The organism is Rhodococcus ruber NBRC 15591 (genome assembly GCF_001894945.1).
GTDB lineage: Bacteria > Actinomycetota > Actinomycetes > Mycobacteriales > Mycobacteriaceae > Rhodococcus > Rhodococcus ruber.
In genome coordinates, this window is sequence record NZ_BCXE01000001.1 from 126,193 (window position 1) to 145,787 (window position 19,595).

19 protein-coding genes are annotated in these 19,595 nt (G+C 72.0%); 10 read left to right on the top strand and 9 right to left on the bottom strand.

All coding sequences use genetic code 11. The features are described 5' to 3' along the window. Nucleotides 1-36: 36 nt before the first annotated feature. Nucleotides 37-1,200 carry a DNA recombination protein RmuC gene (locus tag RR3_RS00585; RefSeq protein WP_026137639.1) on the bottom strand — a complete coding sequence of 388 codons (1,164 nt, stop codon included), beginning with the start codon at nucleotides 1,198-1,200 and terminating at the stop codon, nucleotides 37-39. Nucleotides 1,201-1,284: 84 nt separating this feature from the next. Between RR3_RS00585 and RR3_RS00590 the strand changes: the two genes are divergently transcribed. Further along, complete coding sequence (locus RR3_RS00590; protein WP_072786279.1) at nucleotides 1,285-2,460, top strand: exonuclease SbcCD subunit D; 1,176 nt, start codon at nucleotides 1,285-1,287, stop codon at nucleotides 2,458-2,460. Continuing rightward, complete coding sequence (locus RR3_RS00595; RefSeq protein ID WP_064065811.1) at nucleotides 2,457-5,432, top strand: AAA family ATPase; 2,976 nt, start codon at nucleotides 2,457-2,459, stop codon at nucleotides 5,430-5,432. The genes RR3_RS00590 and RR3_RS00595 overlap by 4 nt, the downstream gene beginning before the upstream one ends. A gap of 10 nt (nucleotides 5,433-5,442) precedes the next feature. On the opposite strand, the gene RR3_RS00600 is transcribed toward RR3_RS00595, so the two are convergent. Further along, a complete protein-coding gene (locus RR3_RS00600; protein WP_010592853.1) occupies nucleotides 5,443-6,612 on the bottom strand; it encodes an AI-2E family transporter in 1,170 nt (389 codons plus the stop codon). A 130-nt stretch (nucleotides 6,613-6,742) separates the two neighbouring features. Here RR3_RS00600 and RR3_RS00605 point away from each other — a divergent pair, with 130 nt between their 5' ends. From RR3_RS00605 to ychF, 3 genes are read left to right on the top strand one after another with little or no spacing between them, the layout of a single operon-like run. Next, nucleotides 6,743-7,159, top strand: coding sequence for a hypothetical protein (locus RR3_RS00605; RefSeq protein ID WP_010592852.1), 417 nt, complete (start codon nucleotides 6,743-6,745; stop codon nucleotides 7,157-7,159). Continuing rightward, nucleotides 7,146-7,787 carry a class I SAM-dependent methyltransferase gene (locus tag RR3_RS00610; RefSeq protein ID WP_017680265.1) on the top strand — a complete coding sequence of 214 codons (642 nt, stop codon included), beginning with the start codon at nucleotides 7,146-7,148 and terminating at the stop codon, nucleotides 7,785-7,787. The genes RR3_RS00605 and RR3_RS00610 overlap by 14 nt, the downstream gene beginning before the upstream one ends. Nucleotides 7,788-7,799: 12 nt before the next feature. Then, nucleotides 7,800-8,879: a redox-regulated ATPase YchF gene (gene ychF / locus RR3_RS00615; protein ID WP_010592850.1), complete on the top strand. Its 1,080-nt coding sequence runs from the start codon at nucleotides 7,800-7,802 to the stop codon at nucleotides 8,877-8,879. 87 nt (nucleotides 8,880-8,966) lie between these two features. Here ychF and RR3_RS00620 read toward each other — a convergent pair whose 3' ends face one another. From RR3_RS00620 to RR3_RS00630, 3 genes are all read right to left on the bottom strand, one after another. After that, nucleotides 8,967-9,944: a pseudouridine synthase gene (locus RR3_RS00620; RefSeq protein WP_048771852.1), complete on the bottom strand. Its 978-nt coding sequence runs from the start codon at nucleotides 9,942-9,944 to the stop codon at nucleotides 8,967-8,969. Between the two features lie 121 nt (nucleotides 9,945-10,065). After that, nucleotides 10,066-11,028, bottom strand: a complete 963-nt coding sequence (locus tag RR3_RS00625; RefSeq protein WP_048772021.1) for a hypothetical protein — start codon at nucleotides 11,026-11,028, stop codon at nucleotides 10,066-10,068. A gap of 160 nt (nucleotides 11,029-11,188) precedes the next feature. Then, entirely contained in the window at nucleotides 11,189-11,803 is a 615-nt protein-coding gene (locus RR3_RS00630) for a class I SAM-dependent methyltransferase (protein WP_010592552.1), read from the bottom strand. A 308-nt stretch (nucleotides 11,804-12,111) separates the two neighbouring features. Between RR3_RS00630 and RR3_RS00635 the strand changes: the two genes are divergently transcribed. The 3 genes from RR3_RS00635 (at nucleotide 12,112) to RR3_RS00645 (ending at nucleotide 14,375) form a co-directional block, all read left to right on the top strand. After that, complete coding sequence (locus RR3_RS00635; protein WP_010592551.1) at nucleotides 12,112-12,582, top strand: nitroreductase family deazaflavin-dependent oxidoreductase; 471 nt, start codon at nucleotides 12,112-12,114, stop codon at nucleotides 12,580-12,582. A gap of 281 nt (nucleotides 12,583-12,863) precedes the next feature. Further along, a complete protein-coding gene (locus tag RR3_RS00640) occupies nucleotides 12,864-13,070 on the top strand; it encodes a hypothetical protein (RefSeq protein WP_029539881.1) in 207 nt (68 codons plus the stop codon). Nucleotides 13,071-13,151: 81 nt separating this feature from the next. Further along, nucleotides 13,152-14,375 carry an EAL domain-containing protein gene (locus tag RR3_RS00645; protein ID WP_064065812.1) on the top strand — a complete coding sequence of 408 codons (1,224 nt, stop codon included), beginning with the start codon at nucleotides 13,152-13,154 and terminating at the stop codon, nucleotides 14,373-14,375. On the opposite strand, the gene RR3_RS00650 is transcribed toward RR3_RS00645, so the two are convergent. Together RR3_RS00650 and RR3_RS00655 are read right to left on the bottom strand one after the other, a co-directional pair. Beyond that, nucleotides 14,362-15,984: an FAD-binding oxidoreductase gene (locus RR3_RS00650; protein WP_064065813.1), complete on the bottom strand. Its 1,623-nt coding sequence runs from the start codon at nucleotides 15,982-15,984 to the stop codon at nucleotides 14,362-14,364. The two genes, RR3_RS00645 and RR3_RS00650, sit on opposite strands and share 14 nt — an antisense overlap. A 25-nt stretch (nucleotides 15,985-16,009) precedes the next feature. After that, nucleotides 16,010-17,665 (bottom strand): alkaline phosphatase D family protein, encoded by a 1,656-nt coding sequence (locus RR3_RS00655; RefSeq protein WP_010592548.1) that lies wholly within the window; start codon nucleotides 17,663-17,665, stop codon nucleotides 16,010-16,012. Nucleotides 17,666-17,857: 192 nt separating this feature from the next. Here RR3_RS00655 and RR3_RS00660 point away from each other — a divergent pair, with 192 nt between their 5' ends. Next, nucleotides 17,858-18,088 (top strand): hypothetical protein, encoded by a 231-nt coding sequence (locus tag RR3_RS00660; protein ID WP_026137637.1) that lies wholly within the window; start codon nucleotides 17,858-17,860, stop codon nucleotides 18,086-18,088. A 43-nt stretch (nucleotides 18,089-18,131) separates the two neighbouring features. Here RR3_RS00660 and RR3_RS00665 read toward each other — a convergent pair whose 3' ends face one another. Further along, nucleotides 18,132-18,614 carry an SRPBCC family protein gene (locus tag RR3_RS00665; RefSeq protein WP_010592546.1) on the bottom strand — a complete coding sequence of 161 codons (483 nt, stop codon included), beginning with the start codon at nucleotides 18,612-18,614 and terminating at the stop codon, nucleotides 18,132-18,134. Beyond that, nucleotides 18,611-18,943 carry an ArsR/SmtB family transcription factor gene (locus RR3_RS00670; protein ID WP_010592545.1) on the bottom strand — a complete coding sequence of 111 codons (333 nt, stop codon included), beginning with the start codon at nucleotides 18,941-18,943 and terminating at the stop codon, nucleotides 18,611-18,613. Before RR3_RS00670 ends, RR3_RS00665 begins: the two co-directional genes overlap by 4 nt. 66 nt (nucleotides 18,944-19,009) lie before the next feature. Between RR3_RS00670 and RR3_RS00675 the strand changes: the two genes are divergently transcribed. Continuing rightward, the gene (locus RR3_RS00675; protein WP_026137636.1) at nucleotides 19,010-19,507 is read left to right on the top strand and encodes a DUF2505 domain-containing protein; all 498 of its coding nucleotides are present in this window, start codon (nucleotides 19,010-19,012) and stop codon (nucleotides 19,505-19,507) included. The last annotated feature ends 88 nt before the right edge of the window (nucleotides 19,508-19,595 follow it).

Genomic DNA, 19,595 nt, shown 5'->3' on the forward strand with positions numbered 1-19,595 from the left:
GCGTTGCAGACACATGTCGACACTAGACCCCTCGGGTCAACTTGCTTCGTCGACAGGACCGTCGGACTCGGAAGTATCCGTCGGCGTCACGCGGCGCGGCCACGCATCGACCGGTCGCACCTCCGGGTGTTCGCCGTCGAAGATCTCCAGTTCGCTCAGCTTCCGGGCCGTCACCCCGACCCGGGACTCCATCGACGCGACGGTCAGGTTGAACGAGTCGACGGCCTTGCCCAGCTGGGACCCGAGCCGATCGAGGTGTCCGCCGACGACCCCGATCCGCTGATACAGCTCCCGGCCGAGCTGGTGGATCGTCGCGGCCTCCTTCGACAGGGCCTCCTGGCGCCAGGTGTGCGCGATGGTGCGCAGCAGCGCCACGAGGGTGGTGGGGGTGGCCAGGATCACGTTCCGCGCGAACGCGTACTCGAGCAGGTCCGAATCCGCGGCCAGCGCCGCATCGAGGAACGGGTCGCCGGGAACGAACAGCACCACGAACTCGGGCGTCGGATCGAACGATTCCCAATAGGCCTTCGCCGAGAGCTGGTCGACATGCGTGCGTACCTGACGGGCGTGCCGCACCAGGTGCTGGTCACGCCGAGCGACGTCCTCCTCCTGGGCGGCGTCGAGATAGGCGGCGAACGGCACCTTCGCATCCACGACGATCTGCTTGCCACCGGCGAGATACACCAGCAGATCCGGGCGGACCCCGTCCCGGGTGACCTGGGTGTCGAAGTCGCAGTGCCGCACCATGCCGGCGAGCTCGACGACGCGTTCGAGCTGGATCTCGCCCCACCGTCCGCGCACCTGCGGGGCGCGCAGGGCCGTCACCAGCTGCTGCGTCTGCGTCGAGAGCAGCTGCGAGGCGCGGTGCATGCCTTCGACCTGCTCGGTGAGACCGGCGTACGCGTGCACCCGGTTGCGCTCGACGTGCTCCACCTGCCGGGCGAGCGCCCCCACTGCCTCCTGCAAGGGTCCGACGAGACGTGAGACCTGTTCACCGATCGCGCCCGAATGGCGGCGGGCGGAGTCCTCGCTCACGGCGCCGAGCGCTTGCCGCAGCTGCCCCTCGTTCTCGCGCAGGGCCGCGAGCTGGGCCTCCGCCCGCGCGGCGCGGTCGCCGCTGCGGGCGGCGTGCAGCAACCAGCCGACAACCACGCCGAGCGCGAGGGCCGCGAGCAACGCCAGTGCCGTGAGTGCCGTCATGGTGCGCATGATGCCCGAGTGGACCGACAGGCTCACCCGGACCGGGCGACGGCGTGTCGGTGCGCTGCTCTACGGTCTGACGGCATGCGGATCCTGCACACCTCGGACTGGCACATCGGCCGCACCTTCCACGGTGTGGATCTGCTGTCCGACCAGGCCCAGGCCCTCGCCGCCCTCGCCGACCTCGTCGCCGAGCGGCACGTCGACGTGGTCGTGGTGGCCGGGGACGTCTACGACCGCTCCATCCCGAGTGCCGATGCCGTCGCGGTGTGCAACGCGGGGCTCGAAGCGATCCGCGCGGCCGGTGCCGTCATCGTCGCGACGTCCGGCAACCACGACTCGCCCGTCCGCCTGGGCGCGGGCGCGGCGTTCGCCGCCGAGGGCGGGCTGCATCTGATCACCCGGGTCTCCCAGATCGACCGGCCCGTCCTGCTCGACGATGCCCACGGCACCGTCGCCTTCTACGGCATCCCCTACCTGGAGCCGGAGATCACCCGCGCCGACCTGGGCGTGCCCGAGGCGCGCTCACACGCGGAGATCCTCGGCGCGGCGATGAACCGGGTCCGCGCCGACGCCCGCGCCCGCGGCGTCCGCGCCGTGGTTCTCGCGCACGCCTTCGTCGTCGGCGCCGAAGCCTCCGGTTCCGAGCGGTCCATCTCGGTCGGCGGCGTCGAAACCGTCCCGGCGTCGGCGTTCGACGGCGTCGACTACGTCGCGCTCGGTCATCTGCACTCCCCGCAGACCGTCGCCGAGCACGTCCGTTACTCGGGTTCGCCGCTGCCGTACTCGTTCGGGGAGCGCACCCATCGCAAAGCCGTGTGGCTCGTCGAGCTGGATGCGGCCGGGCGGGCGGGCGTCGAGCGTGTCGACCTGCCAGTCGTGCGGGGCCTGAGCCGTCTCACCGGCGTCCTCGACGAGCTGCTCACCGACGACGCGCACGCCGCGGCGGAGGAGCACTACGTCTCGGCCGTTCTCACCGACGCCGTGCGCCCCCTCGACGCGATGCGTCGGCTGGAGGCCCGTTTCCCCCGGGCCGTCCACGTCGAGTGGGACCCGCCCGTCGCGACCTCGACCGGCACCTATCGGCAGAAGGTGCGCGGCCGGACCGACCTCGACATCGCCCGGGAGTTCCTCACCGACGTGCGCTCCGAGCCGTCCGCGCGGGAGCTGCGCTGGGTACAGCAGGCGCTGCGCGACGTCGACCGCGCCGCGGGTGTCGGAACCGAGCAGACCGTCGCACCGGGGGAGGCGTCCGCGTGAGGCTGCACCAGCTGGAGGTCACCGCGTTCGGCCCGTTCGCCGACACCGTGCGGGTGGACTTCGACGAACTCGGCGCCGACGGACTGTTCCTGCTGCACGGCCGCACCGGCGCCGGCAAGACCTCCATCCTCGATGCGGTGGCGTTCGCCCTGTACGGCACGGTGCCCGGGGCCCGCGCCGACGGGCGCCGGCTGCTGTCCGATCACGCACCCGCCGGCACCGCACCCCAGGTGAGCCTCGAGGCGACCGTCGCCGGCCGGCGGCTGCGGATCGTGCGCAGCCCCGACTACGAGCGTCCGAAGCTGCGCGGAACCGGGACCGTCAAGCAGAACGCCAAAGCGAGCCTGACCTGGCTCGACGGCTCGGGTGAGCACCTCTCCCGGCTGCCCGACATCGGGGAGGCCGTCCGGCGGCTGCTCGGGATGAGCGCCGAGCAGTTCTTCCAGGTCGTGCTGCTGCCGCAGGGCGAGTTCGCGAAGTTCCTGCGCGCCGACAGCGAGGACCGCGGCAAGCTGCTCGAGCGGCTGTTCGACACCACCCGATTCGGCTCCGTCGAACGCTGGTTCAAGGACCGGCGCAGTGCCGCAGCCACCCGCCTCGAGGAACAGCAGCGTGCCGTCGACCTGCTCCTCGCCAAGGTCAGCGCGGCCGCCGGCCTCGAGGCGGGCGCCGACTCCGAACCGGTCGTGTGGGCGCATCGACTGCGCGACGACGCCGCCGAGAACCGGGACCTCGCGCTGGCGGCACTCGACCGTGCGCGCGCCGACGACATCCGCGATCGGGCGGCCCTCGCGGAGGCGACCGAGCTGCGACGGTGCCAGGAACGCCGCGCCCGCGCGGTCGCCGAGCTCGCCGAGCTGGATGCCGCGGCCGCCGAGCTGCAGACTTTGACCGCCGAACTCGACACGGCCCGGCGGGCGGCGCCGGTCGTCGAGATCGCCCGGGACGCGCACCGCGCCGCCGAAGCCGCCGCCACCGCCCATGCCGCCGCGGTGGACGCGGCCGCGCCCCTCGCCGCCGACCGGGAGGGTCGGGCCCTCGTCGCGCAGCTCGACGGTTCCCCCGCCGACGCCGACCGCGGACTGATCCGGCCCCACGAACAGCGTTGGTCGGCGGAGGTGGTCCGCCTCGACGGCCTGCTCGAGCAGGAGCAGCGGCTGATCCTGCTCGAGACCGACCGCGCCGCCCTGCAGCAGCAGCGCCGCGATCTGGCGGTGCGCGCCGAACGGATCGCCGAGGAACTGGACGAACTCCCCGGTCGCCGCGACGCTGCGGAGAAGGCCGCGCGCGAGTCCGAGCAGGCCGCCGCCACGCTGCCCCGGCTCGAGGCCGACCTCACGCGAACCAGCGACGCCCTCGCCGCCGCCACCGAACTGCAGAACCTGGCCCCGCAGCTGCACCGGCTCGAGGACGAGGTCGTCGCCCGTCGCGACGCACACCTCGACGCGCGCACCGCCCTGCTCGACGTGCGTGAGCGCCGCATCGCCGGGATGGCCGCCGAACTGGCCACCGCGCTGGTCGACGGGCATCCGTGCGTGGTGTGCGGAGCCACCGCTCATCCGTCCCCGGCCCGGCCGGCGCCGGACACCGCCACCAAGGCGGACGAGGACGCGGCCCGGGACGCCGAGCAGCGAGCCGGCGCGGAACTGACGCGGGCGCAGGCGGCCGTCGCGGACCTCGCCAACACCGTCGCGGTGCTGCGGCAGCGCTGCGGCGACGCCGGTCTCGAAGAACTCACCGAGGCGCGGGCCGGGGCCGCCGCCGCGCACGCCGCGGCGGCGGCCACCGCGGCCGAATGCGAGCGCCGCCGCGGTGAGATCGCGCGGCTGCGCCAACTCGACGCCGACCTGCGCGAGCAGGCGCACGCGGTGGATGTCGAGGCCGCCCAGGCTGCGCACCGCGAGGAGAGCGCCGCCGCGGAGGCCGACGAGATCCGTGCCCGCATCACCGCGGCAGCCGGGGACGCAGACTCCCTCGCCACCCGCCGGCGTCGGATCGCGACGCTCGCCGCCGCCGCGGCGAACCTGCTCGACGCCCGGGTTCGGGCCGCGAACGAGGCGACGAGCGCGCGCGAACGTGCCCGGGAGGCGGCCGCAGCCGCAGAACGGGCGGGATTCGCGAGCGTCGAGCAGGCCCTGGCGGCCGTCCGTCCCGAGGCGCGTCTGCGCGAGATCGACCAGGTGCTGCGCGCGGCGGCCGACCGGCGCGCGGCGGCGCAGGGCGTGCTCGACGACCCGGATACGGCACGGGTCGGCGACGACCCGGTGGACCTGGCCGAACCGGAGGGCGCGGTCGCGCGCAGTGCGGCCGCACTGGCCGCGGCCGTCTCCGCAGCCTCCGAGGCCGAGCGACGCCACGCCGACATCGAGAAGTTCGCGACGCGCCTCGAAGACGAGTACGCGAAGCTGGTGCCGCTGCGGGACGAGCAGGCCGAACTCGCAGCCCTCGCCGAAGTCGTCGCGGGCACCGGGCAGAATGCGCGCAAGATGTCGCTGCGCTCGTACGTCCTCGCGGCCCGCCTCGAGGAGGTCGCCGAATCGGCCTCGGTGCGGCTGCGGCGCATGTCCGGTGGCCGCTACGAGTTCGTGCACTCCGATGCGGCAGGCACGCACGGCAAGCGCGGTGGCCTCGGGCTCGACATCCACGACGAATACACCGGTGTGGTGCGGTCCACGAAGACCCTCTCGGGCGGCGAGTCGTTCCAGGCGTCGCTGGCGCTGGCGCTCGGGCTCGCAGATGTCGTCGCCGCCGAATCCGGGGGACTGGTGCTCGACACGATGTTCATCGACGAGGGGTTCGGCACGCTCGACGCCGACGCGCTCGACGCGGTGATGGGCGTGCTCGACGAACTGCGCGCCGGCGGCCGGGTGGTCGGCGTGGTCAGCCACGTCGACGAAATGCGTCAGCGTATCCCCAGCCGCCTGCACGTCGTGCGCGGCCGCGCCGGGTCCACGGTGGAGATCGCCGGCTGAGCCCGGCCGATCAGGCCGGGCCGGGCTCGGCCGGTGCCGGTGGCAGTGCCGGGGTCTCCTCGGTCGTCTCGAGTTCGTCCGTCGCAGCGCTGCGCTCGTCGATCTGCTCGCCGACGTAACGCAGCACCACCGCGGCGACGGCCGCGACGGGGACGGCGAGGAACGCGCCGATGATGCCGAACAGCGACGATCCTGCGGTGACGGCGAGCAGCACGACCACCGCATGCAGATGCATGCTGCGCGACTGCAGCACGGGCTGGAGCACGTTCCCCTCGAGCTGCTGCACCGCGATGATGATGACGAGAACGATGATCGCGGTGGTCAGCCCGTTCGCGACGAGCGCCACGAGGACGGCGAGCGCTCCGGCGACGAAGGCACCGACGATCGGGATGAACCCACCGATGAAGGTGAGGATCGCCAGCACCGGCGCCAGCGGCACCCCGAGGATGACCAGGCCCAGACCGATGAAGAACGCGTCGATGAAGCTGACGAGCGCCTGCGTGCGGATGAACCCGCCGAGGGTGTTCCACATCCGGATCAGCACCTCTTCCAGGTGCCGCCCGGCACGACCGCCACCGACGGCGTGCACCCACGGGATGAATCGCGGCCCGTCCTTGATGAAGAAGAACACCAGGACGAGGACCAGGCCGATCGTCACCAGCAGGGAACCGGCCGTGCTGACGCCGGTGAACACGCCGCTGGCGATGGTGGCGCCGCTCTCCTGGACCTTGTCGATCACGACCTGGGTCGCGTTCTCGAGCTGCTCGTCCTTCAGGTTGAACGGGGGGCCCTGCACCCAGTCCAGCACCTTGTTGATGCCGTCGGTGGTCTTGTTCGCGAGTTCCGGTGCCTGCGCCACCACCGACGGGACGATGCCCGCGATGATGCCGCCGACGATCGCGAAGAACAGGAACAGCGTCAGGCCGGCGGAGGCCGCGGGCGGCACGCCGCGCTTCATCATGCCGCGGGTGGGCGGCCACAGCATGGTGGCGACGACGATCGCCAGTGCCACGGGCAGGACGATCACCCACATCTTCTCGATGATCCAGCCGATGACCAGCGCGCCCGCCGCGATCACGACCAGCGCCGCCGACCACTTCGCCAGCGCCAGCCCGCCGGAGGCGATCAGCGTGGTGCGGTCCGGTTTCGGTGCCGGTGGCTTGCGCTCGGTGCTCTGCACATCGCTCAACGGACGGTCCTTCCGATGCTCTCGACGCCGCGGATCGGGCTCCGTCTGCAATCTACGGGAACGGCGGCTCGGGGGGCGGTTCACCGGCGCGAAACCCACGGATCGTGGCAGGCTTTCGGCCATGAAGAAGTTCACCGCCGTGCTGGCCGCGAGTGCCGCGGCTGTCGTGCTCGTGTCCTGCAGTTCCGGTGACGACGCGTCGAACGAGTCCGATGCGGCGCGCACAACGATCGGCGGGGCCGCCTCGAGCCTCGCCTCGGCCGCGTCGAGCGTCGCCGAGCGGGCGCGCGGCGCCTTCGACGAGGCGAAGCTCGCGACGTTCGTGGCCGCGTTCCGCACCGGCTACCCCAACCTCGCCGCCGACCGCGACGACGCCTCCATCGAGGCGATCGTCATCGAGACGTGCCCGCTGATCGACTCCGGCGCGAGCGATCAGGAGGTGATCGCCAAGGTCGGCGAGCTGGCGCAGAACGGGGACACCGCGCCCACCGAGGAGCAGGCCGGCCGGATCTCGCAACTCGTCCGTGTCGCCTGCTGACGACCGGGGCATCGGGTCGAGCTCCGCGACGCGATGGCAGTCCGAGCGTAGCGCCGACGACTCCCGCGCCTACATCGAGCGGTTCGCCGAACTCGCGCACGCGGGGACGGATCTGCACGGCGAGGCCCGGTTCGTCGACGTGCTCGTCCCGCGTGGCGCGCGGATCCTCGACGCCGGCTGCGGCACCGGCCGCGTCGGGCTCGAGCTGGCCCGGCGGGGCCATCGGGTGACCGCGGTCGATCTCGACCCGGTGCTCGTGGAGGCGGCCCGGTCGCACCCGGAGCTGACCGTGCATCTCGCCGACCTGGCGCAGCTGGATCTGCCGGGCCCGAGGTTCGATGCGGTGGTTTCGGCCGGCAACGTGATGGTGTTCCTCGCGCCCGGCTCCGAGCGGTCCGTGCTCGGGCGGATCGCCGCGCACCTGCGCCCGGGCGGGGTGTTCGTCGCCGGGTTCACCACCGGCGCGGCATACCGTCCGTCGCAGTTCGCCGCCGACCTCGCGGCCGCCGGCCTGGTACTCGAGCAGCGTTTCGCCACCTGGGACCTGCGGCCGTGGCACGACGACGCCGACTGGCTGGTGGCCGTCGCGCGCCGTGCGGATGACGGGGGCGTGACCGCGACCCCGTAGAATATCGATTCCGTGAGCCTAACCCTCGGAATCGTCGGTCTTCCCAACGTCGGAAAGTCGACGCTGTTCAACGCGCTGACCAAGAACGAAGTGCTTGCCGCGAACTACCCGTTCGCCACCATCGAGCCGAACGTCGGCGTCGTCGAGCTGCCCGATCCGCGGCTGGAGCGGCTCGCCGAGATCTTCGGGTCGCAGCGCATCCTGCCCGCGACCGTGTCGTTCGTCGACATCGCCGGCATCGTCAAGGGCGCCTCCGAGGGCGCCGGGCTCGGCAACAAGTTCCTCGCCAACATCCGCGAGGCCGACGCCATCTGCCAGGTCGTGCGGGTGTTCGCCGACGACGACGTCGTCCACGTCGACGGCCGCGTCGACCCGCTCGCGGACATCGAGATCATCGAGACGGAGCTGATCCTCGCCGACCTGCAGACCCTGGAGAAGGCCCTGCCGCGCCTCGAGAAGGAGGCGAAGAAGAACAAGGAACTCAAGCCGCAGTTCGACGAGGCCGTCAAGGCCCAGGGCGTGCTCAACGAGGGCAAGACCCTGTTCGCGGCGAAGGACTCGCTCGACTTCGGCCTGCTGCGCGAGCTGAACATGATGACGACCAAGCCGTTCCTCTACGTGTTCAACGCGGACGAATCGGTGCTCACCGACGAGGCGAAGCAGCAGGAGCTCCGCGCGGCCGTCGCGCCGGCCGACTGCGTGTTCCTCGACGCGAAGGTCGAATCCGAGCTGATCGAGCTCGAGGCCGACGAGGCCCAGGAACTGCTCGAGTCCATCGGACAGACCGAGCCGGGACTGCACTCGCTCGCCCGCGTCGGCTTCCACACTCTCGGCCTGCAGACCTACCTCACCGCCGGACCGAAAGAGGCCCGGGCCTGGACCATCCCGCAGGGCGCGACCGCCCCGCAGGCCGCCGGTGTCATCCACTCCGACTTCGAGCGGGGCTTCATCAAAGCCGAGGTCGTCTCCTTCGAGGACCTCGACTCGGCCGGATCGATGGCCGAGGCGAAGGCCCGCGGCAAGGTCCGCATGGAGGGCAAGGACTACGTCATGGCGGACGGAGACGTCGTGGAGTTCCGCTTCAACGTGTAGTGGGGCCCCGACGTCGGGGAGACCGGCTCGGTGTCTGCCGTCGCCTCCCCCAGGTTGCCGAGCGCGACGCCACCGCGCACGCTGCGCTCAGCACCCCGGCACGGGTGCCTCGCCCAGCGTCCGGCGGGTGACGAACCTCCGCGGCGTCCCCGACAGCGGATCTCTGAATTCCAGTTCCCGCGCGAGCAATTGGAGTGGGAGGGAATGATCGTCCGGGGCCTCGGGCAGCAGGTCGGGATACCAACGGTCGCCCAGGATCCCGGCGCCGAGCGCCGCCAGATGCACCCGCAACTGGTGCATCCGTCCGGTGTGTGGACGCAGAACCGTGTGCAGCACAGCGCGTCCGGAGGCGCTCACGCCGGTCCCGCACACCTCCACCACCGTCTCGGCATTGGGCTCACGGAGGTTGTCGACGACCACCCGTAGTTCGCCGCGCCGCGCCTCGATGTGGTTGCGGTAGACGGTGGGCAGGGCGCGACCGGCAAGCGCCGGTGCGTCCGGGTCCCACCCGGGCGGTCGCGCCGACACCGCCTCGTAAACCTTGACGACCCGCCGCTTTTCGAACAGCGACTGGTAGGCGCCGCGCGTCGCGGGGCGGGCCGAGAACATCACCAGGCCGGCGGTCGCTCGGTCGAGTCGATGGATCGGCGTCAGGTACGGGTTGTCGAGGCGGGTCCGCAACCGGACGAGCGCGGACTCGCGCAGGTATCGTCCGCCCGGGGTGGTCGGGAGGAAGTGCGGTTTGTCGATCACGACGAGATCGTCGTCGACATGCAGGATCTCCTCCTGGAACGGCATCGGTTCCTCCACCGGCAGATCGCGGTAGTACCAGATGAACCGGTGCGCGCCCAGCGCGGTGCCACGACCGATCGGACTGCCGTCGGAACCCACGATCTCGCCGGCGTCGAACCGCCGGTACAGGTCGTCGGCGTCCAGGTGGTCGAACCTCGCGACGACGTACGCGGCGATCGTTGCCCACGGACCCGACGCCGGGACGCGCAGGCGCGTCGGTCCGATCCCGTCCTTGACGGGAAGCGGTGAGGGCATCGGCACGCCCGTCATCATCCCACCGCCTGCCGGCTCGTCCGCGCCGCGGGTCGGGCCGAGACGTGGGTGGGACGGTCCGGCCCACAAGCGATCGCCGGGCCCCGCGGCGCGGAACCCGGCGATCTGCTGCGACGGTCGATCAGTGGAGCCCGACGACCTCCTGGGCGATGGCGGCCAGGCGGGTCTGGGCGGCCGACACGACCCCGTGCCGGTTCTTGTGGGCCTCCTCGTATGCGACGATCGCGCGCACGTCGGCCGGTTCGGTCAGTTCCTTGACCTCGGCGACCGCCTGGGAGACGTTGAGGCTGTCGTAGTCGGCGATCGGAAGTTCCTCGGCGGAGAGGATGCCGGTGGCGCTGCGCGCCGTGTGGATGGCCCGGGCGGTCCCGTCCGCGCCTTCGCGGCGGGTGATCCGTTCGGCGGTCTCGAGCGCCGCGTCCCGGCTGGCCGTGAGGGTCTTGGTGGCGACGTCGCCGGCATGTGCGCCACGGGCCAGCAGCGACCCCAGGGCGGGCCGGGTCGAGCGGGCGGCGTCGATCGCGCGGTCGATGCCGCGCGTGGACCACATCAGCGGGACGTTGACGATGCGCACGGCCGCGCCGGCGGCGGCCTGCAGCGGGGTCCGTCGCAGCGCGGCGGGCCCGCCGAGGGCGTCCTCGGCCAGGACGGTGGTCAACCACTCCACGGTCGCGCTGTGGGCGGTGATCAGACGATCGGCCAGGCCGACGACCGCGGGGGTCTGGGCGGCCGTGGCGAGGGCCTTGAGGTAGCGGGCGCGGTCGAGAAGCTGGTGCTCGAGCGCGAGGTCGCCCAGGAGCGCCTCGTCGAACGGCTGGGCCTGTTCGGCCATGGCCTTCACCGCGGCGGCGGCGCGGCCGACGAACGGGCCGATGACGTCGGGCAGGCCGCCCAGTTCGCGGATGGTGCGTTCGATGGCCTCGGCGCGGTCGCGGCCGTTGGCTGCGTTCTCGGTCAGTTCGCGGCGGACCGCCTCGGTGCGGGCCTGGGCGATCCGGGTCTCGGCGACCTGGATCTCGGTGTTGGTCAGGTCGAGCAGTGCTCGCAGCTGGGTGAGCAGCGTGGCGGTGTCGGTCTTGGTCATCGTGCGTTCGCTCCTTCGGTCGATGTCATCGATGGGGCTCACCGACGTGACATCGTTCGGCTACCCGGCGCCTACTGGCGGGTAACACTGTGTGAGGGAGAACACATCCGAGGGGCGCGTGACCTGCGTCCGGGTCCGGCACCGGCAGAAGGGACGGGGATCAGTCCGCGCGCGACAGCACCGCGACCAGGAACCCGGACCCGTCGGTGAACGGGCGCAGATCCCAGGTCGAGAGCTTCAGGTCCACCGCGAGACCGCCGGCCGCGGCGTCGGCGAGGAACTGCGGGAACTCGTAGCCCCGGTCCGCGCCGAACCCCACGACCGCCCGACCCGTCGGGGCGAGATGGCGGGCGAAGCCCGCCAGGACCGCACCGCGAGTGGAGGGCGCCAGGAAGGTCATCACGTTGCCCGCGCAGACGATGACATCGAAATCGGCCGCGACACCGCGGGCCGGCAGATCCAGTTCGGCGAGATCGCCGACGAGCCAGGTCGGGCCGGGATGGTCCTGTTCCGCAGCAGCGATCAGGACCGGATCCACGTCGACGCCGACCACCACGTGACCGGCATCGTGCAGATAGCCACCGATCCGTCCCGGGCCGCAGCCCGCGTCGAGGACTCGTCCGCCGCGGTCGAGCATGGCGTCGACCAGCCGGGCTTCGCCGACGATGTCCTTGCCTTCCGACGCCATCGTCCGGAACCGCTCGACGTACCAGGTGGAATGTGCGGGGTCGGCCGCGGTGATCTCTTCCCACTGGCTCGGGGTGCGATCGCTCATCGTCGTTCCTCCTCGATTCGGCGGGGCTGCGGTCCCCCGTGCGGCGGCCGTGGACCCCGCGGGGCGGCCGTAGAGCCGGCGCGGCGGGCCGCAGTCACCGTATGCGGTCACCTTAGGCACCCGGGGTGGAGCTCTGTCGAGCGCACCCGCCGGCGCTCCGGCTGCGCAGACCCGTTCGATGACCGGTCACCTGCCGGGACCGGTTGACATCCGTGTGCCCGACCGCGAACGTGCAGTGGACGAGTCCGGCAGACGCTGCGCGGGTGCGCGAGTCCGGCTCACCTGTCCTCCGTACAGAGGAGTGCGATGTGAAGTCCGACTCCCGGCCCGGCGAGCCCCGCCGGTATCGCAGGGGCCGCACCCACCGCCTGGAGAACGTCGTGATGAGCGCGTTGGTGCGGGCCGGCGTCGTCCCGCATTCGTACCTGCTGACCACGCGAGGGCGTCGCACCGGCCGCACCCGCGCCAACCCCGTCACCGTCGTCGAGCATGCGGGCCGGCGCTGGCTGGTGGCGCCCTACGGTGCGGTGCCGTGGGTGCTCAACGCGCGCGCCTCCGGCCGCGTGGGCCTGACCCGCCGCTTCCGCACCCGCCACTACACGATCCGAGAGGTGCCGGCGCACGAGGCCGGCCCGGTCCTGCGGACGTACGTCGGCGTCGCGTCCGCCACCCGGGACTACTTCCGGGCCGGCCGCGACGCCTCGACGGAGGAATTCGAGGCGGAGGCCGACCGCCACCCGGTATTCGAACTCACCCCGGACCGCCGGCCCGAGAACTGAACGGTGGCGGACGACGGACGCGCTCGGCTGCGTCGGCCCCGATTCCCGACGGGGAGGTGCCCGCAGTTCTCGAAGAGGGACTGCGCCCGCGCGGAGATGCGGTCGCCGAAGCGCCACTACCGGCCCTGTTATTCGTTCGTGATCGAATGTTGCCGTTCGGTGATGTGAGTGAGGGTGGGAACGTCACCGGAGGGAGGAATGCTCGTGCACGGCAGGCTCACGAGTATCAGCAGCAACGGTCGAGCGCGGCCGTGCGGTGCGCACGAGGTTGGGACGTGACCATGGCGACCACACCGGCAATCCCCGAGATCTCCGGCGAACGGGCTGCATCGCTCGTCGAGAGTCCGAGAGTCGGGTGGATCCTGCTCGCGCTCTTCGGTCTCGGCGGTGGCCTGGTGGCGGCGTCGATCGCCGGGTCGCTCCTGATCGGGGTGTCGGTGGTGGTGCTCGTCGGCGGCCTCGCCGCGGTGCTCGTCGCCGCCGTCTGACCCCGGTCCCGGCTGGGGAAGGTCGGGACCGGTCCGTCGTCCGGCCTTTGCCGGGCAGGTCGCCCGTGCGACGCTGGGCACATGGTGTTCGTCCTCGCCGATCCCTCCCGGCCCGCGGTTCCCGGGGCCGCGGGTCTGCAGGTGACGCCGTTCTACGCGCCGGTGCGCCGCCTCGACTCGGGTGCGCTCGCCGCGGTGGAGGTCCAGCTGCGCGGACCCGCAGACGGGCCGCTCGCCACCGCGGAGGCGCTGCGGGCCGCGGCACGGACGATGAGCGAGAAGCGGCACCTCGACCGCCTCAAATGGTCGGTCGCGCAGTCGCGGCCGGTCCGGACCGTTCCCGCGCTGGTGGCGATGGACATCGAATCGGTCGAGACCCTGGACGTCCCCGACGCGGAAGGGTTGCGGCACGATGTCGTGGTGATCACCGAGGAGTCCCTGATCGCCGACCCGTCGCGGACGTTGCGCGCGGTGGCCGACGCCCGTCGCCGCGGCAAGGTCGTCGCCGTCGACGACGTCGGGTCGCGGCCGCAGTCCCTGGCCCTGCTGCCGCTCGTCGAGCCGGACGTGATCGTCCTGGCGCCGCGGCTGTCGGCCCACCGCGCGGACGATGCCACGGCCCGTACCGCGCACGCCGTGGCCGCACAGGTCGAACGGACCGGTGCGCTGGTGATCGCGGACGGCGTCGATACGGAACTGTGCCGGCGACGGGCCCTGGCCCTCGGGGCCACCTACGGGCTCGGGGCGCTCTATCCCGCAGTCGACACCCCGGAACAGCTCGCGGGGGACAGGGTCGACCCCTTCCCGCCCATCCCCGTCCGCGGCGCACCCTCCGCGGAGACGAGCACACCGTTCGCGATCGCCTCGGACGGGCGCCGGCCCGTGCACAGCGTCAAGCGTCTGCTCGTCGCGATGAGCACGAGTCTCGAGAATCAGGCCGGCGCCGCGGGCCCGGAGACCATCGTGCTCGGCACCTTCCAGTACGCCCGCAACTTCGGGGAGCGCACCCGAGCGCGCTGGCAGTACCTGGCGGATCGGGTCGCGTACGCCGGGGTGTACGGCGTGGGCCTCGGACCCTGTGCGGAGGCACGCATTCACCACGCGTCGCTGGACCCGGACGACCCGCTCGTCGAGGAGTGGAACGTCGTCGTCCTCGGCCCGTACTTCGCGTGTGTCCTGTCGGCCGTGGACCGGCATCGGGGCACCGGCGACCTCGATCGCGAGTTCGACTACGTCGTCTCGTACGACCGCGGCACCGTGGTGCGGTGTGCCCGTTCGATCCTGGACCGGTTCACGACGGCGTAGGACGGTCCGGCACGGGACCGATCAGCACCCCCGGATTCAGGATGCCCGCCGGATCGAGCGCCGCCTTGGCCGCCTGCAGGACCGCGGCGAACGGGCCGGGACGTTGGCGGTCGTACCAGGGCCGGTGATCGCGGCCGATCGCGTGGTGGTGGGTGATCGTGCCGCCGGCGCTCAGGAGTGCCTCCGACACGGCGGCCTTGATGTCGTCCCACTGCGCCACCGTGCTGCCCCACCGACCCGCGGCGTAGATGCCGAAGTAGGGGGCGGGGCCGTCCGGGTACACGTGGCTGAACCGGCATGCGACCACCCCCGTCGCGCCCGCCCGGCGCAGCGCCTCGTTCGCGGCGTCGTGCACCGCCTCCCGCAGGGTGTCGAAAACGTCCCAGGTGCACGCGGTTTCGAAGGTCTCGACGATCATCGATCGGGCGGCCAGGGCATCGCGCAGGTACGGCATGCGCAGGAACGACGACCGCCACCGTCCCGCGGCGCCCGTGTCGGTCCCGTCCCCGGCCGTGTGCCGCGGCGGCTCCGGCAGGGTGCCGCCGTGCCCGCGGCACAGGTCGACAGCCCGGTCCAACCACGCGTCCACCGGGTGATCGGCGGACTCGAAGGCGAGCAGGAGGACGCCGCCGGGGGACGACGTGGCCGCGTTGACGAACGCCTCGACGGGGTCCAGCAGCCGGCAGTTGGCGGGACGCAGCCCCGACTGGGCGACGGCGCGCGTCGCGGCCACCGCCGCGCCGTAGTCGGCGAAGTGCACCGAGGCGTCGGCTCGCCGACGGGGGCGAGGCTGCAGCCGCATCCAGGCCTCGGTCACGATTCCGAGCGTCCCCTCGGAGCCGAGGAACAGGCGATCCGGTGAGGGGCCCGCCCCCGAGCCGGGCAGTCGTCTCGACTCGCACGTGCCGGCGGGGGTGACGACCCGCATCGACTCGACGAGATCGTCGATGTGGGTGTACCCGGTCGCGAAGTGGCCTCCCGACCGCGTGGCCAGCCAGCCGCCCAGTGTGGAGAACTCGAAGGACTGGGGGAAGTGCCGCAGCGTCAGACCGGACGGGCGCAGGCCGTCCTCGAGTGCCGGGCCCAGGGTGCCCGCCCCGATGCGGGCCGCCCGGCTCGTGGCGTCGATCTCCCGGACCCCGGCGAGGCCGGTGAGATCCATGCTCACCACACCGGTGAAGTCGCCGTCGAGCCGTGGCTCGACACCACCGACGACGGAACTGCCGCCGCCGAACGGGATCACGGCGACGCGCGCCCCGGCGCACCAGTCCAGCACGTCCACGATCTCGGTTTCGGTGGTCGGCCGCACGACGAGATCGGGCGGATGGCGCAGGTCGCCGAGCAGGTTCCGCACCACATCCCGGAACGCGCGACCGTGGGTGTGGGCTGCCCGATCCACCGGGTCGGAGGAACACAGCGGCGCAAGGGAATCGGGCGCCGCGATGCGTGCGGGCGGTAGTCCGAGCGACGCGATGTCCGGTGGCGGGTTGTCGGTCAGGTCGGCGCCGGGCAGCAGAGCCGAGGCGCGTGCGATCAGCTCCCGCAGTTCCCCGCCGCGTACGGCGTCCTCGACGGTGCCCCAGCCCCACCACGAACGCGTTCGGGTCACGACGCCCGCACCGGCGTGCGCGGTCTCACGGGGCGCCCTCCGGTGCCGACAGCACCAGGTCGGCGGTGGTGGTGAAGCCGACGGGCCCGCGCGGGACCCGTTCGGAACGTTCCAGCAGCAGATGGGCGGCGCGGCCGGCCAGGCGCAGCGTCGCGATCTGGTTGCCGAAGAACGGCCCGGTCGCGCGGGTCCACTCGATCGGTACCGGGGGCACCTCCGACACCCGTCCGAGCACGAAACGCACGGCCCGTTCCATCGCCCGGCTCCAGGAGACGCGGAACACCGCCCGGACCGCGGCGGGCACATAGTTGTGCAACGGCGAGCAGGTCAGCTGGAACACCCGGGTCGACATCGGATCCGGGAACCGTGCCTGCGCGACGTAGGCGTGGTGCACGTCGCCCGAGAGCACGCAGATCGTGGCCGGCGGACGGCCGGACGGTCCGGTGCAGCGGCCCCGGCCGATCTCCGCGAAGAGCCGGGCGAGCCGGTCGAACGAGTCGCGGAACGCCGCCCAGTGCTCGAGGTCCGCGCCGCGGCGGACGATCTCCGCCCAGCCGGCGACCCGTTTTCCGCGCACCCCGGCGGCGAGCCGCTCGTCCCAGGACTCGAGGTCGTGCAGCGCCCGCGGCAGCAGCCAGGGCAGCGACGTCCCGACGAGCAGGTGGTCGTAGTCGCCCTCCGTCTGCCGCTCGATCCAGGAGAACTCCGGGTCCGAGACCATCTCGCGACGCCCGCCGGCCAGGATCCGGCCGCAGCGCGAGTCGATCACCAGCAACCGGACGTTCCCGAGGTCGCGCCGGAAGGACCACAGGGTGCCCTTCGCGCCGTCGGCCTCCTCGTCCGCGGCCGACGCGAATTCCCGCAGCAGCGGCTCAGCATCCCCGTCGCACTTGCGGACGCGCTGGTACAGCTCGTTGCCCGCGAGCTCGGCGGGATCGAGGTTGCCGAGGTGCTGGTACACCCAGTACGACGCGAGGGCGCCGACGATGCGTTCCTCCCACCACGAGGTGGCTTCGACCTCGTCGCGCCAGGACTGCGAGGTGTTCCAGTCGTCGTGCACGTCGTGGTCGTCGAAGATCATCGAGGTGGGGACGGTGGACAGCAGCCAGCGCACGTGGGGGTCGGACCACGACTCGGCGTAGAGCCAGGTGTACTCCTCGTAGTTGCGGACCTGCGGGCCGGGAGGCTCGTCGAGGTCGTGGCGCTCGCGGACCCGCTCGAGGGTCTGGGCGGACAGTTCGTCGGCGTAGACCTGGTCGCCGAGGAGCAGCAGCGCGTCGGGCCAGCGGTCCGGTGCCCGGGTCGTCATGCGCTGCGCGTACGCGTCGAGCGCGTCGGCGCCGAGCTTGTCGTCGTTCTCGGTGGCGGCCGTGGTGGCGAACCGGCACGAACCGAAGATCAGTTCGAGGGGGCGGCCGGTGCCGAGGGTGCGGACGACGGACGCCGGGAAGTCGGGGGGCGGCCAGACCGGATGTCCGTCGAGGCGGACCTCGTACGGAGTGGTCGAGCCGGACTCGAGGTCGTCGATCACCACCAGTGCGTAGTGGTGACCGGCAACGGTCCAGGTGTGTTCCCGGTGGCCGAGGATCTCGACGGTGCACGGGTCCGACGTCTCCACCCACACGGTGGCGTCGCGGCGACCGACGTGCCGCAGGACCGGACCCAGGACGAGTTCTGCCATGGCGCCACCTACATCGGAGTTCGGCTCGGCGTTACAGCCATGCGCACGAGCCTACTGGCGCGCGGGGTCTGCGCGGTCCGGCTCGGCCGATTCGTCGTCGGGGGTGGTGCCGGGTGCCGATGCGGAGGATGGTGAGGGGTGCCGGGTGACCGGCGGACAGATGCGCACTGCGAGGGGAACGGAGCGGAGCAGTTGAGTACTCAGCCCAGGTCCGAGGACCCACTGGAGAACATCGACGAGGACACGAAGCGCCGGGCATCGGAGCAGGCGGAGGAGATGCAGCGCCGGTACGAGCCGGGGGCGCGCCCCACGGTGACGCTGCCCGGAACCGGGGGGACGGTGTCGGGCACGGCGTTCGCCGACATCGTCGAGACGGGGAGCGACGAGGTCGACGAGGAGGGCGACACCGCCCCCGGCCGGTGATGCCCGCAGGCCGTGGCACCCGCACTGCGGGTGCCGGGCGCGGTCACGTCCGGGCGAGCAGTGCGTCCAGTGCCGCGTAGCTCTGGCCGAGACCCTCGGCCATGCCGGAGTTCAGCATGCCGTCGCGTTCCTCGGAGGTGTGGAACTGCGAGACGGTGACCACGCGGGTGCGGCCGTCGCCGAGGTCTTCGAACGTCGCGGTGTCGATGGCGACGTACGCCGGCATGCCGTCCCATTCGAAGGACTGGACGATGCGGTCCTTGGGGGTGATCTCCCGGAATCGCCCTTCGAATCCGTGGGCTTCACCGTCGCTGTGCTCGACGAACCGCCAGTGTCCACCCCGTTCGAACTCGAAGCGTTCGACGTCGAGGCGGTTGCCCCGGCCCCACCACCGGGCGAGCAGCTCGGGGTCGGTGTAGGCGGCCCAGACGCGGTCGCGGTCGGCGTCGAAGACGCGCTCGACCCGGATCTCCCGCTCGTGGGGAGTCGTGACCGTAAGCGGGGCAGAGGGATTCGTGGTTGTCATGGCGTTCCTTTCGTTCGGTCGAGGAACTCCGCAAGGCGGTCCATGCGGCCCTCGATCATCTGCTGGTGGTCGCGGATCCAGTCCGCTTCGTGCTCGAGTCGGTTGATGCCGAGCCGGCAGTGGCGCACGCGGCCCTTCTTCTCGGTGACGACGAGACCTGCCTCCTCGAGGAGCCGGACGTGTTTCGTGATCCCGGTCGGTGTCATCCGGTACCGGGCGGCCAGGTCGCTGATCGAGGCCGGTCCGGCGCGCAGATCCTGGAGGATCCCGCGCCGGGTCGGGTCCGACAGCGCCGCGAACGTGGCATCGAGACTCGAATACTGAACCATCAGGTTCAGTGTTGCAGGGCTGCGGAGCCCTGTCAACGGTCCCGACCGGCCGATACTGTGCAGTTCATGCCGAAGTCCTTCGCCTTCACCACCGAGCTGGACCACCACGTCCGCGACGTGCACGCGGTGCTGCTCGACGAGCGGTACTGGCTCGACCGGGTGGCGGACCGGGCGAGTGCCACCGCGATCGTCGAGGAACCGCACGGTCCGGGCAGTGTGCGGGTGACCGTCACGGACCGGTCCGAACCCTCGGATCTGCCGTCGATCGTGCGCGGCGTGCTGCGCGGGCCGCTGATCGTCGAGCGCACCGACGAATGGGGTCCGCTGGTCGACGACGTCGCCGACGGGCTGCTGTCCGGAGGCGCCACCGGCCTGCCGGTCGCCCTCGAAGGACGATCCCGGCTGCGGACGAGCCGCACCGGTGGGACGTACGTCGACGTGCAGGGGCAGGTCGTCGTCCGGGTCCCGCTCCTCGGCGGCCGGATCGAGTCGATGGTGCACGGGATGGTCCAGCAGATCGTCGAGCACGATCGGATCGCGATCGCGGCGTGGCTGTCGCGCTGACCTGCCCCGACCGGTCCGGCAGCGCGCGTCGCGCGGCCGCCGCGGCGAGCGCTGTCGCCGGGATGTGATAAGCCGGTGCAGGACCGGA